At 58.7% G+C, this 15,347-nt stretch carries 18 protein-coding genes and 1 pseudogene; 10 read left to right on the top strand and 9 right to left on the bottom strand.

All coding sequences use genetic code 11. The annotated features are described in order from the left end of the window. Nucleotides 1-58: 58 nt before the first annotated feature. Nucleotides 59-1,213 carry a hypothetical protein gene (locus tag ACN6NG_RS15535; protein WP_474314939.1) on the bottom strand — a complete coding sequence of 385 codons (1,155 nt, stop codon included), beginning with the start codon at nucleotides 1,211-1,213 and terminating at the stop codon, nucleotides 59-61. Between the two features lie 480 nt (nucleotides 1,214-1,693). Here ACN6NG_RS15535 and ACN6NG_RS15540 point away from each other — a divergent pair, with 480 nt between their 5' ends. From ACN6NG_RS15540 to ACN6NG_RS15550, 3 genes are all read left to right on the top strand, one after another. Continuing rightward, on the top strand, nucleotides 1,694-3,313 hold the full coding sequence (locus ACN6NG_RS15540) for an NADP-dependent glyceraldehyde-3-phosphate dehydrogenase (RefSeq protein WP_049276423.1): 1,620 nt from the start codon (nucleotides 1,694-1,696) through the stop codon (nucleotides 3,311-3,313). 110 nt (nucleotides 3,314-3,423) lie between these two features. Next, nucleotides 3,424-3,903: a VOC family protein gene (locus ACN6NG_RS15545; RefSeq protein ID WP_016499924.1), complete on the top strand. Its 480-nt coding sequence runs from the start codon at nucleotides 3,424-3,426 to the stop codon at nucleotides 3,901-3,903. 51 nt (nucleotides 3,904-3,954) lie between these two features. Continuing rightward, entirely contained in the window at nucleotides 3,955-5,136 is a 1,182-nt protein-coding gene (locus ACN6NG_RS15550; RefSeq protein WP_474314942.1) for a hypothetical protein, read from the top strand. 84 nt (nucleotides 5,137-5,220) lie between these two features. On the opposite strand, the gene ACN6NG_RS15555 is transcribed toward ACN6NG_RS15550, so the two are convergent. Beyond that, nucleotides 5,221-5,580 carry a hypothetical protein gene (locus ACN6NG_RS15555; protein WP_063423518.1) on the bottom strand — a complete coding sequence of 120 codons (360 nt, stop codon included), beginning with the start codon at nucleotides 5,578-5,580 and terminating at the stop codon, nucleotides 5,221-5,223. Between the two features lie 231 nt (nucleotides 5,581-5,811). On the opposite strand from ACN6NG_RS15555, the gene ACN6NG_RS15560 reads away from it, so the two are divergent. The 3 genes from ACN6NG_RS15560 to ACN6NG_RS15570 all read left to right on the top strand — a co-directional run bounded on the left by ACN6NG_RS15560 (nucleotide 5,812) and on the right by ACN6NG_RS15570 (nucleotide 6,800). Further along, nucleotides 5,812-6,126 carry a hypothetical protein gene (locus ACN6NG_RS15560; RefSeq protein WP_063423520.1) on the top strand — a complete coding sequence of 105 codons (315 nt, stop codon included), beginning with the start codon at nucleotides 5,812-5,814 and terminating at the stop codon, nucleotides 6,124-6,126. Nucleotides 6,127-6,241: 115 nt separating this feature from the next. Further along, a complete protein-coding gene (locus ACN6NG_RS15565) occupies nucleotides 6,242-6,442 on the top strand; it encodes a hypothetical protein (protein WP_063423522.1) in 201 nt (66 codons plus the stop codon). A gap of 145 nt (nucleotides 6,443-6,587) precedes the next feature. Next, the gene (locus tag ACN6NG_RS15570; protein ID WP_049276428.1) at nucleotides 6,588-6,800 is read left to right on the top strand and encodes a hypothetical protein; all 213 of its coding nucleotides are present in this window, start codon (nucleotides 6,588-6,590) and stop codon (nucleotides 6,798-6,800) included. A 49-nt stretch (nucleotides 6,801-6,849) separates the two neighbouring features. On the opposite strand, the gene ACN6NG_RS15575 is transcribed toward ACN6NG_RS15570, so the two are convergent. From ACN6NG_RS15575 to ACN6NG_RS15595, 5 genes are all read right to left on the bottom strand, one after another. Further along, nucleotides 6,850-7,158, bottom strand: a complete 309-nt coding sequence (locus ACN6NG_RS15575; protein WP_041167748.1) for a hypothetical protein — start codon at nucleotides 7,156-7,158, stop codon at nucleotides 6,850-6,852. Between the two features lie 219 nt (nucleotides 7,159-7,377). Continuing rightward, complete coding sequence (locus ACN6NG_RS15580; RefSeq protein ID WP_353455694.1) at nucleotides 7,378-7,746, bottom strand: hypothetical protein; 369 nt, start codon at nucleotides 7,744-7,746, stop codon at nucleotides 7,378-7,380. Nucleotides 7,747-8,172: 426 nt separating this feature from the next. Further along, entirely contained in the window at nucleotides 8,173-8,463 is a 291-nt protein-coding gene (locus ACN6NG_RS15585) for a hypothetical protein (protein WP_474314945.1), read from the bottom strand. Nucleotides 8,464-8,530: 67 nt separating this feature from the next. Beyond that, the gene (locus ACN6NG_RS15590; RefSeq protein WP_474314947.1) at nucleotides 8,531-9,220 is read right to left on the bottom strand and encodes a hypothetical protein; all 690 of its coding nucleotides are present in this window, start codon (nucleotides 9,218-9,220) and stop codon (nucleotides 8,531-8,533) included. 242 nt (nucleotides 9,221-9,462) lie between these two features. Next, on the bottom strand, nucleotides 9,463-9,816 hold the full coding sequence (locus tag ACN6NG_RS15595) for a hypothetical protein (RefSeq protein WP_232251783.1): 354 nt from the start codon (nucleotides 9,814-9,816) through the stop codon (nucleotides 9,463-9,465). A 164-nt stretch (nucleotides 9,817-9,980) separates the two neighbouring features. Between ACN6NG_RS15595 and ACN6NG_RS15600 the strand changes: the two are divergent. Then, nucleotides 9,981-10,211, top strand: a pseudogene (locus ACN6NG_RS15600) (MerR family DNA-binding protein); the annotation flags it as partial. 50 nt (nucleotides 10,212-10,261) lie between these two features. Here ACN6NG_RS15600 and ACN6NG_RS15605 read toward each other — a convergent pair. Further along, nucleotides 10,262-11,536, bottom strand: coding sequence for a Y-family DNA polymerase (locus ACN6NG_RS15605; protein WP_063423530.1), 1,275 nt, complete (start codon nucleotides 11,534-11,536; stop codon nucleotides 10,262-10,264). Then, nucleotides 11,526-11,954 carry a LexA family protein gene (locus tag ACN6NG_RS15610; protein ID WP_059396000.1) on the bottom strand — a complete coding sequence of 143 codons (429 nt, stop codon included), beginning with the start codon at nucleotides 11,952-11,954 and terminating at the stop codon, nucleotides 11,526-11,528. Before ACN6NG_RS15610 ends, ACN6NG_RS15605 begins: the two co-directional genes overlap by 11 nt. Nucleotides 11,955-12,225: 271 nt before the next feature. On the opposite strand from ACN6NG_RS15610, the gene ACN6NG_RS15615 reads away from it, so the two are divergent. The 3 genes from ACN6NG_RS15615 (at nucleotide 12,226) to ACN6NG_RS15625 (ending at nucleotide 15,260) form a co-directional block, all read left to right on the top strand. Then, nucleotides 12,226-12,789 (top strand): DUF1003 domain-containing protein, encoded by a 564-nt coding sequence (locus ACN6NG_RS15615; protein ID WP_197897769.1) that lies wholly within the window; start codon nucleotides 12,226-12,228, stop codon nucleotides 12,787-12,789. Between the two features lie 501 nt (nucleotides 12,790-13,290). Further along, nucleotides 13,291-13,641 (top strand): site-specific integrase, encoded by a 351-nt coding sequence (locus tag ACN6NG_RS15620; RefSeq protein WP_240979213.1) that lies wholly within the window; start codon nucleotides 13,291-13,293, stop codon nucleotides 13,639-13,641. Nucleotides 13,642-13,673: 32 nt separating this feature from the next. Beyond that, complete coding sequence (locus ACN6NG_RS15625) at nucleotides 13,674-15,260, top strand: ABC-F family ATPase (RefSeq protein ID WP_012272468.1); 1,587 nt, start codon at nucleotides 13,674-13,676, stop codon at nucleotides 15,258-15,260. Nucleotides 15,261-15,347: the final 87 nt, after the last annotated feature.

Below are 15,347 nucleotides of genomic sequence, written 5' to 3' on the forward strand. Positions count from 1 at the left end.
GATGACGAAGTCTAAACCCTGGCGTCAAGCGCCAGATCAATGCATCCCTGGCAACCACTCAGTTGCATGTGACTCTTTCCATCGTGGGCGGCGACTGCAGGCTGGCGTAACGGCTGCGCAGGGTTTCCACGAACGGTTCACCCGCACTTCTGCCACCGTAGAGATAAATCTTGTGCAGGCCGCCAAACACCATTTCGTGGTAACGGCTGGCAACCTCCTCATCGCTCGGGCCATCCGGCAACCCCAGGTGCAGCGTGAGTTTGTCGCCCTCCACTGCAAACATCGGGGTATCCCACAAGAACTTCGCCGTACCAGTCTTGGGCAGGCGAACAAACAGGTAGGCATGGTTGCCCAAAGAGTCGATGTCCCCCCCGCGACGGCGCTTCCATTTCAGCAGACCGTCGTCCGGGCGCGCCAGGCACAGGCCGATGTCGTAATAATCGAAGCCCTGCTCCAAGGCCCATTCAAGCGCCATGAAAGTGGTAATCGAATTGACCTCGCGCAACCTCTTGGCATCACTGAACACCGCCTCGCAATAGCCGAAACGCAACGTGCTCCAGTAGCGCTTGCCACCGCGTACCACTTCGCAACCCAAATGGCAGCCGATCACTTCGTCACCCAGCGTGATCAGGTCGAGCCTGCCGACGTTTTTGGCAATGCGGAACACTTCTTCCGTGGGGAACTGCGCAGCATGGATACCCTGCCTGGCCGTGGCATAGGGGCGCAGCAGCTCACGGTCTGCCATGGCGATCTCGTCGTCCGAGAGGGCCTGACGCATCTGGTACAGCGGGCGATTCTTGCGAATACTGCGCCGCAGTTCGCTGTCGTAGCGCGCCGTGATGTCCTCCAGCGAGCGGCCCAGCGGCACTACGGCGCTCAGGTAATGAGGCACTGACAGCGCCCCCGACGAGGGCATTTCGCTGATTACCACGACATGGTTGGCAGCCGCCGTTGCACTTGCACTGTCCACGATAGAAGCGCTGCCCTGGCCCTTGCCACCGATCAGCAGCTTGGCCATTTCCCGCTGTTGCTTGCGGCCGATGTAGAGGATTTCGTAAGGGCTTTCCTGCTGTAGCCGAAACCTGGCTACTTCCCAACGCCAGAAACAGGCACGCGCCGCCGTTTCCCGAATTTTGCTGGCCAGCAGCCTCATTTCGTAGCGCATGGAGGGTGACAGGAGCTTTCGCGCCACAGCCGTCAAGGTCTCTTTCATTTCTTCTTCGACGTCCTTTGAAGTGCTCTATGGTCTATCTGAAAAAGAGAAAAAATCAGCAAAAACACTTAACGCTTTGATTTTTATAGTTTGCCGTGAAACTTGCCTATCACATCCAGTAACAATTTAAGATGCCTGCAAACGCTTTGGCAAGCGGCTTCTGGCTGACTTTAGATCAAGTTTGATGGCGTCAAATTTCCTGCGTGAAAACCCTCGCCAATCGCAAGTTGGCTATAAGCGTGCCGACACACATGGCATTCCATTACCACCTGGCTATTGATAATTAGCATTTGATATCTTCTTTGCATAAAAGAAACGTCAAACTGCCTGAACGCCTTACAAGGTGCCTGCTGGCTCATTTGGCAAGCACACACGGCCCGCTTGAGCCAGACTGGTGTTTTTCCGGCGGCCGGTGCATGCTCGCAGCTGAAGCGATTCACCCGGCTTGAAACCAGCCCCGCAATGTGAGGTGCAGTACCTATGGACCGTCTGCTCGATTCACTCTTCCCCAGCGCCGAGAACATCCCGGAAACCTGGCGCCTGGGAGCCCCTCTGGAACAACGAGATTACCTGGTGAACGGCGAGCTCAGGCGCTGGGACGGCCCCTTGGCCACGGTACGCAGTCCGGTATGGCTCAAGGAGGGTGCTGATGAACGCCAGGTGGTGCTGGGCAGCGCACCGCTGCTCGATGCCGACACCGCCCTCACCGCCCTCGACGCCGCCGTACAGGCCTACGACAAGGGCCGCGGTGCCTGGCCGAACATGCGAGTGGCCGAGCGTATCCAGCATGTCGAAACCTTCCTGGCACGCATGCGCGAGCAGCGCCAGGCGGTGGTCAAGCTGCTGATGTGGGAGATCGGCAAGAACCTCAAGGATTCGGAAAAGGAATTCGACCGCACCTGCGACTACATCGTCGACACCATCAACGCTCTCAAGGACCTCGACCGCCGCTCCAGCCGCTTCGAGCTGGAACAGGGCACCCTCGGCCAGATCCGCCGCGCGCCCCTGGGCGTGGCATTGTGCATGGGGCCCTACAATTACCCACTGAACGAAACCTTCACCACGCTGATCCCGGCGCTGATCATGGGCAACACCGTAGTGTTCAAGCCGGCCAAGTTCGGTGTGCTGCTGATCCGACCGTTGCTCGAAGCCTTCCGTGACAGCTTCCCGCCGGGTGTGATCAACGTGATCTATGGCCGCGGCCGGGAGACGGTGAGCGCGCTGATGGCCAGCGGCAACGTCGATGTGTTCGCCTTCATCGGTACACACAAGGCTGCCAGCGACCTTAAAAAGCTGCACCCACGCCCCCACCGCCTGCGCGCCGCACTGGGCCTGGATGCCAAGAACCCGGGGATCGTGCTGCCCCAGGTCGACCTCGACAACGCCGTCGAAGAAGCGGTTACCGGCGCGCTGTCGTTCAACGGCCAGCGCTGCACGGCACTGAAGATCCTGTTCGTCCACGAGGACGTGGTCGACGCCTTCCTCGACAAGTTCCAGCGCAAACTGGCCGCGCTCAAGCCCGGCATGCCCTGGGAACCGGGCGTCGCGCTGACGCCATTGCCGGAGCCCGGCAAAGTCGACTACCTCGACGGCCTGGTCGCTGATGCCACAGCCAAGGGCGCGCGCGTGCTGAACGAAGGTGGCGGGCAAAGCCGCGGGTCGTTCTTCTACCCGGCCCTTTTGTACCCGGTGAACCACGAAATGCGCGTGTACCACGAGGAGCAGTTCGGCCCCCTGGTACCCGTAGTGCCATATCGCGACCTGCAAACCGTCATCGACTACGTGCTGGACTCCGACTACGGCCAGCAGCTGAGCCTGTTCGGCAACGACCCGGCGACCATCGGCAGCCTGGTCGACATCTTCGCCAACCAGGTGGGGCGCATCAACATCAATGCACAATGCCAGCGCGGCCCGGACACCTACCCGTTCAACGGCCGCAAGAACAGCGCCGAAGGCACCCTGTCGGTACATGACGCCTTGCGTGTCTTCTCTATCCGCACCCTGGTCGCCACCCGCTTCCAGGAGGCCAACAAGGCACTGATCAGCGAAATCATCCGTAACCGCCAATCGAGCTTCCTGACCACCGACTACATCTTCTGACGGCCGCACTTATAGAAAATCGATCTAGCACCATTGTCGATTTTCCATCGGCGCAAACGACTCTAAGCAACAGGGCGCCCTCCGGCGCCCACCGCAAAGGAGAGTCGAACATGGCAGTCAAACCCATCCCGGAAGGCCAGCACAGCATCACCCCCTACCTGGCCATCAACGACGCCGCCAAAGCCATCGAGTTCTACAAGGAGGCCTTTGGTGCGGTCGAGATGTTCCGCCTCGATGCCCCTGGTGGGCGCGTGGGCCATGCCGAATTGAGGATCGGTGACTCGTCGCTGATGCTGGGCGACCCCTGCGACATGGAGGGCGGCCTTACCGCCAGCCAGAAGCTCAGTGGCGCAGGCGTGGGCCTGCACCTGTATGTCGAGGACTGCGACAAGGTATACGCCCAGGCCCTGGCGGCTGGCGGCACCCAGTTGCACCCCTTGACCGACCAGTTCTACGGCGACCGTAGCGGCACCCTGAAGGACCCGTTCGGCAATATCTGGTTCGTCTCCACCCATAAGGAGGACCTGAGCCCTGATGAAATTCGTGCCCGCGCCGCGAAGATGTTCGGTGGTAACCCAGCGGCAAGTTGAAAGCGGCGCGACTTTGCTTGAAGCTTGAGGCTCGTAGCCTGGAGCTGCTTCATGCGAATCATCGACAAAACCGCTGCGCAGGTGCGCAGCCTGACCTCCGCCGAAGAGGAGCTGCTGGTCGGCTTTGCTACCGGCAGCCTCGTCGGCCCACGCCTGCTGCAGGCCAACCAGCTACTGATGAAGGTGCGCAACGCCAACCAGTGGCTGGCCTGTGACTGCCGCAAAGACGCCTTGCCAGTGCTCAATGTCACCCTTAACGGCAGCACCGGCACCTTGTTCCTCAAGAACAACCCAGGCACCGCCGAGCACGCGCCTGGCTGCCCGTTCACCAAGGACGAGCGGGAGGCCTCCGAGCGCGAAGACGACCCTGCGCCACCCGCCGCCTGGCTACCGCCCGACACGCCGTTGCGCCTGATTGGTGACTTCCGCGCCGGTAACGCCAGTGCCACCAGTGATGGTAACGAGCGGCGCGAACAGCAGCGCTTGCTGTCGCTGTTGCTGACCTGGATCGAAACCAGTGGCCTCAATCTCTACGCCACCCACTTGAAAAAAGACTTGACCACGCAGTTTGCCGAATTGCGCAGCGTGGCCAGCCGCTACCCGCTGCTGGAACGGGTACCTGCCAGCAACTACCTGGAAACCCGGCTGGACATGAAGCACATGATGATGCTCAAGTCCCGCCTGCGCGAAGCCACCGTGTTCGGCAACCATCGCCGCCATGGGCTGATGCTGGACTGCGTCGACCAGATCAAAGGGCGCAAGCTGTTCAACAACCGCAGTGAAGACGGCTTCGACTTCCAGGGGCACCACCTGTACTGGGGCGGTAGCCGTACCACCGGGCCGTTGCTGGCGCTGATGATCTACTCGCCGACCAGCGCCGGGAGCCATTTCTATGAGCTGATCCACGTGGCCAGCGTGCCGGTGCTGTCCCGTTCGCATCTGTTCCCGGTGTATCGCGATGAAGAGCGCGAACCGCTCAAGGCCCTGGTGTCGTTGATCGACTGGATGGCCAGCAAAGGCGTCAAGGTGCAGATGCGCCGGCCAGTGATCGGCGGCCAGGTGATGGATGAGCTGGTGCTGACCTCGGACCAGGACAGGGTGTTGTCAGTGTCGCTACTGGAACAGCCCATCGGGCCAGAGCCGGACACCGAAAACTTCAAGCGCTACGCCGACTTCAAGAGCCTGGAAACCTTCCGCAAGTTCGTCGCCGGTTTCTTCATGCGGGAGCGCTGAACGCCGGACAGTACATGCCCCGCTGCAGCAACGGTCTTGTGGCGCGACCGGGGCGCAAAGGGGCCCAGGCTCGCGGGTACCGATTCAGTCCAGGCATTCCTTGGCCGCCTGGCGCAATTTGTCGCCAGACAGGAAGCTGCCCTTGTAGAAGGTCGCGCGGCTGCCCTCGCGAGCGTCGACCACGTCCAGCACATCGTCACTTGCCACCGCACTGGATGCCGTTAGCCGGTAACCGTGGGCAATCGACTTCTGTGTGGCCTGGGGTGCCAAGGCCTGCCACTTGGGCAGGACACAGGCAGCGTACTGCTGCGGTGATTTGTTGGTCAGCTTGCTGGCAGTGGGTTTGCCGGGCGTTGCGCAGCCGGCAAGAGTGGCAACTAACGCAGAAGCGATGAAGATACGAAAAGTAGGCATTTGCAATTGGCCGTCAGGGATACGCTGCATTCTAGCGAGGGTTGCGCCGAGTTTCTAATCAACCAAGGTCTTGCGGCTGACTTTTCGCGAAATTGACACAGCAACAACGCCCCAGCGATACCACGGCCACATCGCGGCTTGTTTAACAACGCCGGGAAACAGCAATTAATTGTTGTGACCCAAGGAACGAATTCATTCTGCCCTGCTTCTGATTAACATCAGGCCACGGTATCACCGGCCGGCTTTACTCAGGAGAATCCCATGCTCTGGTGGCTGGAACTACTCGCCCAATATGCAACCTCCACCGGCCTCGCCGTGCTCTGTATTTTCGTGTTCTGGGCTTATGGCCTGGCATTCGGCAGGGCCTACATGAAGCTGCTTTCTGGCCTGCTGGCCGCCATGCTGCTCATGCTCGCCGCATGCCCGCATGGTGTGGATTTTGCGCTAGGCAAACACTTGGCGCAGGGTGATACCAGTGCTTTGCTGCTGTTTCTTGCAGATGCTACAGGCGTGATCACGGCGGTGGTGGTGGCCTCGTTTTTCTTCAGCCCAGGGCGGTTGCCGGACGAAGCCTGAACGGGTGGCATACAGAGCACCTGATATTTCTGCCAGTAGCATGGCCGGCTGAACGCTGAGAAAGTGAACCTGCCAATGGGGCATCACACCGCGACTCGGCCAGGGACTACACACCATGCAAAAGAACGCCAACACCACGCAACTCTTCTATCAGCATGGCAAGCTGGTCACACTTAAAACCGGTGAACAGGCCTGCAGCATCCTTCGCTCCTCGGACGTGCCACTTGCCGAGCAGCAATCAGACGGCACTCACACCAGCGGATTGCTGGTGACCGACGACAAGGGTTCGGTACTGCAGGTGCAGGAAAAAAGCTGAAACCTCCGACGCCACTGCAGGGATCGCACAAGCTTTTCAGAGCCCGGGCCAGGAGGGGCCTTCCACAAATCTGTTGCGTTTCACCCGGCCCTGAGGCGATGCTCACGGGACCGATGAAGCGATAGCAAGGAAGGCCTTTAGCACCATGGAGACGCTTAACAGCATCAAGTCGGATCTGGTCCGAACAGCCGATCATCTGGAAAAACTCAGTCAGGCCATGAGCGGCCACGCCCGGTTCATGGAGGCGCGAGGTTCACAGCGCGAGATCGATGTCACGGCGCACATCCGGTCCATCGATGTGGTTGCGGACGAGTTGCGCTCTGTGGCTGCGAAAATCGACGATATCAAAGGCGCTTGATGATAAGCGAAGCAGGTGACTGCTTCGCGTCAGGTGCCCGGGCAACCAGTCAGCTGAACTTGAGCTTCGCCACTTTGCTCAGCGCCCAACCACTGAACACGTAGAACGCATCCAGGTAAAAGCGCCCCGCATAGTTGGGCAATGGCGCGTGATTCAACAGCACATCCGGGTCGGGCGCCGGTGGAAACAGGGCATAAAAGCCGTTGGGTAACACCGCCAGGGCCAGCAACAACAGGTAAGTCGAGGCTTGCAGCAGGGTGCTACGACTGCTGAATCTGGCGGACCATTTCAGGCCGAAGTATGCAACCAGGCCGGCAACGGGCAACACCCAGAAATGCGTCGGGATCCCAATGAACATTTCGGCGACAACGCTTCTAGCTTCCACCCACTGTTCTCCATCCAAATGCGTGAATTATCGCGGTCAAGGCAGGCAAATGCAAAACAGGCGCGGCTCCAGCCAGTTCTTGAAATTTGCCGGTGAACCTGCATACAGCGCGTTGGGCGGAAATCATGCTGACGTCCCTACACAAAAAACCCGCTTTCGATGGCGGGCTTTTAGTGTAGAGGGGTCATTGCATCATGCTTTTGAACACATCAACGCGGCATCCAACAACCGGCCATGGTCGTACCAGGCATCACGTTGATAGGCCGTGAACTGGTGCTGGCCTCCTGTACTGCGCAGCTCCACAAGGCCACCTGCCTTGGTGGGATCGGTGCTTTCGATGAACAGCCTGACCGAATTATCGCTGTCGACCTCGTAGGTTTTCACATTCCCTGGAAGTTCCCCCTTCACGCACCCCAGATACGCCGGTGGGCTTTTCGCGGTGGTGCCAGAGGTATAATCATGCCCGTCACGTACGTCAGGGGTTTGTGCGCAACCTGCCATGAACACTGCGGCGAAGGTGGACACAAGCAATGCACCTGCTCCCGATCTTGAACGCTTCACGCGACACACTCCTGCTCCCCCATCGAGAACCTGGAAAGTGTTGCCAAGTAGCACGCCCATTTTTTAGTTTTCGTGACCCCATGTTACTGCTCAATAGCAACCGTGCCATAGGGTTGTTTGCTATATGGGTTCAGGATGCAAGGGCTCGGGTATGTCACAGTCGGATGGGCATAAGCGACGGCAAATGACCCCAACTCCGAGTATTACCGTGCCCACTTTCGGGGTCAGGCAATGGCCTTGAGAAACACCAGGGTTGCTACCAGATCCAGTACCAGCACAGCAGCCACAACGAAAACCATGTAATAGCGGTCATCCTGAGTCATTTCGGCGCTCTCCGCGAGGTCAATGTCTCAGGGTCACAGCAATTACCGTTCCAGCATCGAACCGCATCCAACCGCTACCACTGCACTCATGCGTGGCGGCCTTCTACGACGCCTTGACCTGGCACACCCCGTTGGCTTTGTTCTTGCCGGTATACGAGACATCGGGCGAACCGTCGGGGTTTATCGACAGTGAAACCGTCACCCCGCTGCCTTTGGCTTCGAAGTAGTTATCGTTGAACTTCTTCAGCTTGCCTTCCTTGCCATTGATATAGATCGGCCCGCCCTTGTCGGCATGGACCTCGATGTTGCCGGGGCACGTTTCGTTCAACAATGGAATCCCGGCCTGGGCAGCGCCCGACGCTACCAGCAAAGCACCCAGTAATAAGCGTTTCATCTCACACATCTCCAATGGATTGACCGAGATCGAAGCAATAGCCCAGATCAGCGCTGGCCGCCATCACCTATCGCCCCGGACCATAGTAGAAACCCTCTGCAGTAAGCGCCACAGATGCCTGGTAGATCACCTCATTGCTTTTTCTCGTTGTATAGAGATTGCAGAGAAGCCGCCCCGGGCCTTCAGGAGGAATCGGAGAGATTGAATTTTTGTTGCTTTGATCCAGATTCAAGGGCGCGCGACTGAGCCGGCCCGACCGAACGCCGGCGACTATGACATGATCCAGATCGCCCTTTTGAGGTTTTACCTCCCGCATCCGTACAGTATTCCTTATCCACCCCTTCAACCTTGCCAATGCCCCGGACACTTCAAGCACACACAGCTTATCAAGCTCAGCCTCCAGGCTCCTGCCACTGCCTGCAGCCTTCCACCTTAAAGAATCCCCCTCTCGAATCGACTTGGGCTTGGCGTAATAGTTGTAAGCTTCCATACCAGGCGGGGGCCCGTCAGCGGCAAAGTTATAGGACATTTGCTTGCTAAAAATATCTCTGAATATCGAGGGATGATTTTTTTCGATGTACTCCCTGACGTAGGACTCCGTGTACCATCGTTTGGCGACGAACACCCTGTTTTTGTCGTCGCCCGCAAGGGCTGGCTGGAACATGGCCGAACAGAGACCGACAACCGCAAACGCTCTAAATGCCATCTGAACTCCCTTCAACACACTCACCCTTTTCCGATAGAGGACCTTACGCATACTACTGCAGCAGGCCGCCTGCTGTGGCGCTTGCGCAGCGTCTCAATAGAGCTGAATCTCTAACCTGACCCATCATCCAGCGTGGATAAAATACCATCATCGCGCCAGTATTCCGCTATTTAATACATTCCTTGTCACGGGGTCTTTAGAGTATGGCGAGGTCTTGTTGATATAGGGCCACGCGCGTCGAACGCGAGCTCGCTGTCACACGTATTGCTTTAAGCCATTACCACTGGCCTGCCTCAGTGGAGAAAGTGATCCTTGACGTATTGCACCGTCTTGTCCAACGTGCGCGCCATATCGGGATGTATTAACTGATACTTGCGCTCCAGTTGCTCGCTATCACTCATGTCGAAGCGCTGCGTCTGGATAAAGTCCAATGACTCGGCACTGATCGCAAACCGTGCTTCCAGCCCGGGAATCGCCAAAAGCCACCTGAGCAACCTTATCGGTACATGCCGGCGTGGCGCCTTGACCTCCAGCGTTTTTGCGATCTGCTCAAGCATCCCCTGCAGGCTCGATGTGTGTTCATGCAGCGCCAGCGCCTGACGGTTGGCCATCGAGGGGTCGAACGCCACACAGGTCATCATCGCCACCAAGTAGTCAACGCTGACTAATGGCAGCCAGTGCCTGGGGGAGCCGGGGACCGCTTTGAACCGACCTTGTGCCAGATTTCGAACGAGCGCGACCAGAGGCTGCCCTTCCAGGATGTGACCACTCTCGCTGTGGCCGCACACCGTAGCAGGATGAACGATCGTGTGGCGGTTTTTCCCTCGCTGAGATTGGAGAAATTCTTGCAGCCAAGCGAGGTAACAAGATCGATTGCGCGCAAGGCGCAGCCTTGGTCGCCAGCAAGATGACCGAAATTCAAGCGAAGATCGCCACGCTTCAAGCCGCGTATGTCTTTCTGAACGCAGAGCATGCGAAGCTTGAAGCCAGTGCCATTGCCAACGGTCTGATTACTCCCGGGTTAGCTGTCCATCTGCCATAACCTCCGGCAAGGCCATTCGCTCAGCTCGTCCAGCCACGCCGATGGCAGGCTTAACATTTGACCGTCCAGAGCTGATCGATCCGCGTCGTATAGGATTGGCTCATCATCTCCCTCCTCATCCCCCAGTCCGGGGATGCCGGCACGCTGGCGGCTCGCATCGTCCCCCTCCCCCAGCGCCCGTTGATGTCATCCATCACCTGCATCAGTCGATCACATGCCACTGACTGTTTGAGCGCAAACAAGTCCTCTGAAAAATCACCTGGTTGCCGCAGGTCCATCAGCAGCACTTCTGCCTTGCTGTAGCGAAACCCTGGCCTGAAGATTCGCCCGACCGCATCGGTGGCCAGTCGGGTCATCAGCAGCGTGTCGCAGGTGGGGTATGGCAGCTCCACCAACGCGCCCTGTGCGTGGTGCGCCTCATCCGGGTTGAACATGCCGGTGCGAATGCTCACACGCATGCGCTTGCACACTGAGCCTTGGGCGCGGAGTTTTTCCGTTGCTCGGCCGACGTAAGTGGCCACTGCCTGCTTGATGGGCGCCAGCTCTGTCAGCCGCTTGCCGAACATCCGGCTGCAGCAGATTTCCTGCTTCGGGGGGTCGGGGTCGTCCAGTTCCAGGCACGGCGTGCCTGCGAGCTCGCGGGCAGTCTTCTCCACCACCACACTGAATTTCTGCCGCAGCGTCCAGGCATCAGCCTTGGCCAGATCCATTGCCGTGTGAATGCCCATCGCCTCGAGGTGGGCGGTCATCCGCCGCCCGATGCCCCATACCTCTTTAACTTCGGTGTTGCGCAGCACCCAATCGCGCTTGAACGGATCGGTAATGTCGACCACCCCCCCGGTCTGCGCCTGCAGGCACTTCGCCGTATGATTGGCCAGCTTGGCGAGCGTCTTTGTGCCGGCGATACCGACACCGACGGGGATACCGGTGCACTGGAAGATCCTGGACCGCATCTTGCGTCCGAACTGGGTCAGGTTTTCCTGTACTCCGGACAGATCAGCGAAGCACTCGTCGATGCTGTAGATCTCAGTGGCCGGCACCATCGAATCGATCAGGGTCATGACACGCTCGCTCATGTCGCCGTACAACGCATAGTTGCTGCTGAAAGCCTTGATGCCGTGCCGGCGCAGCTTTTCCTTCACTTGAAAGTACGGCTCGCCCATCTTCACGAAGGGCTTCGCGTCGTATGACCTGGCGATCACGCAGCCGTCGTTGTTGCTCAACACGACGATCGGGGTTTTGGCCAGGTCGGGCCGAAACACGCGCTCGCAGCTCGCGTAGAACGAGTTGCAGTCGATCAGCGCGAATACCTGATCACTGCGCATGGTCGCGAACGCTGTAACGCACAACGCCCCAGACAACGAGCTCGTCGCCTTCCATGATGTACCGTGCCGGGTAGGCGGGATTTTCAGATTTCAGGATTACCACGCCATCGCGACGATGCAGACGCTTGCAAACGGGCTCGCTGTTGACTGCAGCGATGACAATGTCCCCATGCTCCGCCTCACGACCGCGGTCGACGATGACGATGTCACCCGAGTAGATCCCTGCCCCTTGCATGCTGTCGCCCTCCACTTTCACCAGATACACATGAGGTGCGCGAAGGTCGAATAGCTCATCAAGGGAAATATGGCCTTCCAGATGGTCCGCGGCAGGCGAAGGGAAACCAGCCGGAACGTGAAACGAATACAGCGGAAGCAGTTCGGTTCCGCCGGTTGGCGTACCCAAAAATGTGATGGTCATGGTGGAAGGTCCGATGCGAACTGTATGTATATACAGTAAATCTGGCATCGGCTGCCCGGTCAATCCTGACCGGTAAAAATTCTGACGGACGAGAGGTGAGGTATGTGCGCTCCCAGCATCCACCCAGCAACAGCACTGATAACGTGGCGCCGTGCCGTCAGCCAGCGCTTCCCCGTTCAACGATAAAGCCTGCGCGCTGAAGGTGGCGCCTACCGGGAAAGCTGGGGGGCTAGTCTAGACTGGACATGAGAAACCACCACGGAGCCAGCAAATGGACCCGTTAACCTCTGATCAGTCGAACCCTCATGAAACTCCTGAAGACGCCGACCATCTCAGGTTTCATCGCGCCCATGAGCATATGCACCATCCCTTTGGTAATGATGCATTTGCCCGCAGAGCCGAAGCTTTCGCCCGTTTCTTTGGCACACCATTGTTCTTAGGGTCTCAATCAGTAGTGGTTCTTATTTGGATGGGTATCAGCTTATCGGGGCTGTCAGCGTTCGACCCTTACCCTTTCATTCTATTGAACCTAGCGTTTAGTCTGCAGGCGGCCTATGCGGCCCCTCTAATTCTTCTTGCCCAAACTCGCCAAGCCGACCGTGACAAAGCTACCTCTGAAGCAGACGCACGACATCGAGAGGCAATTGCCATGGCCAATCAACGACGGCAGCGGGACGCAGAGATTCACAGCCAGCAGATACTGCAGTTATTGGAGCAAAATACACAGCTCACGGAAGTAACAAAGCAAATGAGTGAAAGAATCGAGATGCTCACTTCGCAGATGCACTCACACTTGCTTACCTCATCAGAGAAAGCGTCTACATCTAGCAACTAAGCAACCCGATCATCGAAGACGTCTTCTTGCCGCTGATGACCGGCGAGAACTTGGTGTTGTCTGGGCAGGGTGTGCAAGCCGAAGAGTCGCTGAGCAGGCGATACTTACCTGAGTGCGACGAAGTCGGCGGCGGCCTGTTCAACTACCGTCAGGCCCGTGGATGCAGTTTTCAAAGCGCACCGGGCAGTAGGAATCAAGCCCAACCCGCTCTATCTGCAGGCTGCAACCGCGTCGGCTGCATGCCCTGCATCATGTGCGCGAAGGATGAGCTGCGAGAGATCGCCGCCAGGTGGCCAGAAGAAGCGGCCAGAGTGCGCGAGTGGGAGCGGCTGGTTAGCGACCGTCTTCGCCACAGTGACCGATTCCACCGTCAGGTCTGATGACAAGGCCAACGCAGGCCGCTTTAGATGAATGCCGGCTGGTCTGACAGCAGCCCGCCCATAAGGAACCCGGTGCCCGTGGGTATGAGCGTGACCGCGGCGGATCGCGAATCTTCGACGCATGGCTTCCAAGTCAGCTAACCCCGACAGCCCTTTCGTGTTCCAACCGAGCAAAGGTGGGCTGTGGATCAACGAACCAAGTGTTACAATCCGCCAATTCAAATCGGCGCTGAAGGCGCTGAACATCCGTGAACGCCGTCAGTACGACACCCGCCACACCTACGCAACCATGTGCCTGATGTCTGGGATGAACCCCGTGTTCATCGCGAGCCAGCTTGGCCACAGCGTCGAGATGTTGCTCTCTACCTACGCGAAATGGATCAGCTCCTCCTCGGACTGGAGGGAGCTGGAGAAGCTGCCGCCCCGAGTCGAATTGGCCCAAAACTGGCCCAAGACTGACGACAGGGCCTAAATACACCTCTGGAACCCCCGCAGGACAAGCACTTGATTTCTACCGCTAACATCACCATGCAGTTCGGCTCCAAGCCGCTGTTCGAAAACGTTTCCGTAAAATTCAACAACGGCAACCGTTACGGCCTGATCGGCGCCAACGGTTGCGGCAAGTCGACCTTCATGAAGATCCTCGGCGGTGACCTGGAGCCTTCCGGTGGCCAGGTCATGCTCGAGCCGAACACCCGCCTGGGCAAGCTGCGCCAGGACCAGTTCGCCTATGAAGAATTCACCGTGATCGACACCGTGATCATGGGCCACGGCCAGCTGTGGAAAGTCAAGGCCGAGCGCGATCGTATCTACTCGCTGCCGGAAATGACCGAGGAAGACGGCATGGCCGTCGCCGAGCTGGAAACCGAATTCGCCGAAATGGACGGCTACACCGCCGAATCCCGCGCCGGTGAACTGCTGCTCGGCCTGGGTATCCCCCTGGAGCAACACTTCGGCCCGATGAGCGAAGTGGCGCCAGGCTGGAAGCTGCGTGTGCTGCTGGCCCAGGCATTGTTCTCGGACCCGGACGTGCTGCTGCTCGACGAACCGACCAACCACCTGGATATCAACACCATCCGCTGGCTGGAAACGATCCTCACGGCGCGTAACAGCACCATGATCATCATTTCCCACGACCGCCACTTCCTCAACAGCGTCTGCACCCACATGGCCGACCTGGACTACGGCGAGCTGCGCCTGTTCCCGGGCAACTATGACGAGTACATGACTGCGGCTACCCAGTCGCGCGAGCAATTGCTGTCGGACAACGCCAAGAAAAAGGCACAGATCGCAGAGCTGCAGACCTTCGTCAGCCGCTTCTCGGCCAACGCCTCCAAGGCCAAGCAGGCGACTTCGCGCGCCAAGCAGATCGACAAGATCCAGCTGGCCGAGGTCAAGCCTTCCAGCCGTGTCAGCCCGTTCATCCGCTTCGAGCAGACCAAAAAGCTGCACCGTCAGGCGGTAGTGGTCGAGAAGATGGCGAAAGCCTTCGACGACAAGGTGCTGTTCAAGAACTTCGACATTACCGTCGAAGCGGGCGAGCGCGTTGCGATCATCGGCCCCAACGGTATTGGCAAGACTACCCTGCTGCGTACCTTGGTCGGCGAAATGACCCCGGATGCCGGATCGGTGAAATGGACCGACAGCGCCGAAGTGGGCTACTACGCCCAGGACCACGCTCACGATTTTGAAGACGACCTGAGCCTGTTCGACTGGATGGGCCAGTGGACCTCCGGCGAGCAGGTTATCCGCGGCACCCTGGGGCGCATGCTGTTCTCCAACGACGAGATCCTCAAGTCGGTGAAGGTCATTTCCGGTGGTGAGCAAGGCCGCATGCTGTTCGGCAAGCTGATCCTGCAAAAGCCTAACGTGCTGGTGATGGACGAGCCTACCAACCACCTGGACATGGAATCGATCGAGGCGCTGAACCTGGCGCTGGAAAACTACCCGGGCACCCTGCTGTTCGTCAGCCACGACCGCGAGTTCGTATCGTCGCTGGCTACCCGCATCATCGAGCTGTCGCCCGATGGCGTGGTGGACTTCAGCGGCACCTACGACGATTACCTGCGCAGCCAGGGCGTACTGGTCTGATTGATGGGTAAGGCCTGGCCATTGTGTATGGCTGGGCCTCTTCGCGGGCTTGCCCGCGAAGATCCCACCGCCAGCCCTACAGCTGAC

It is taken from the genome of Pseudomonas sp. TSO6 (genome assembly GCF_056098905.1).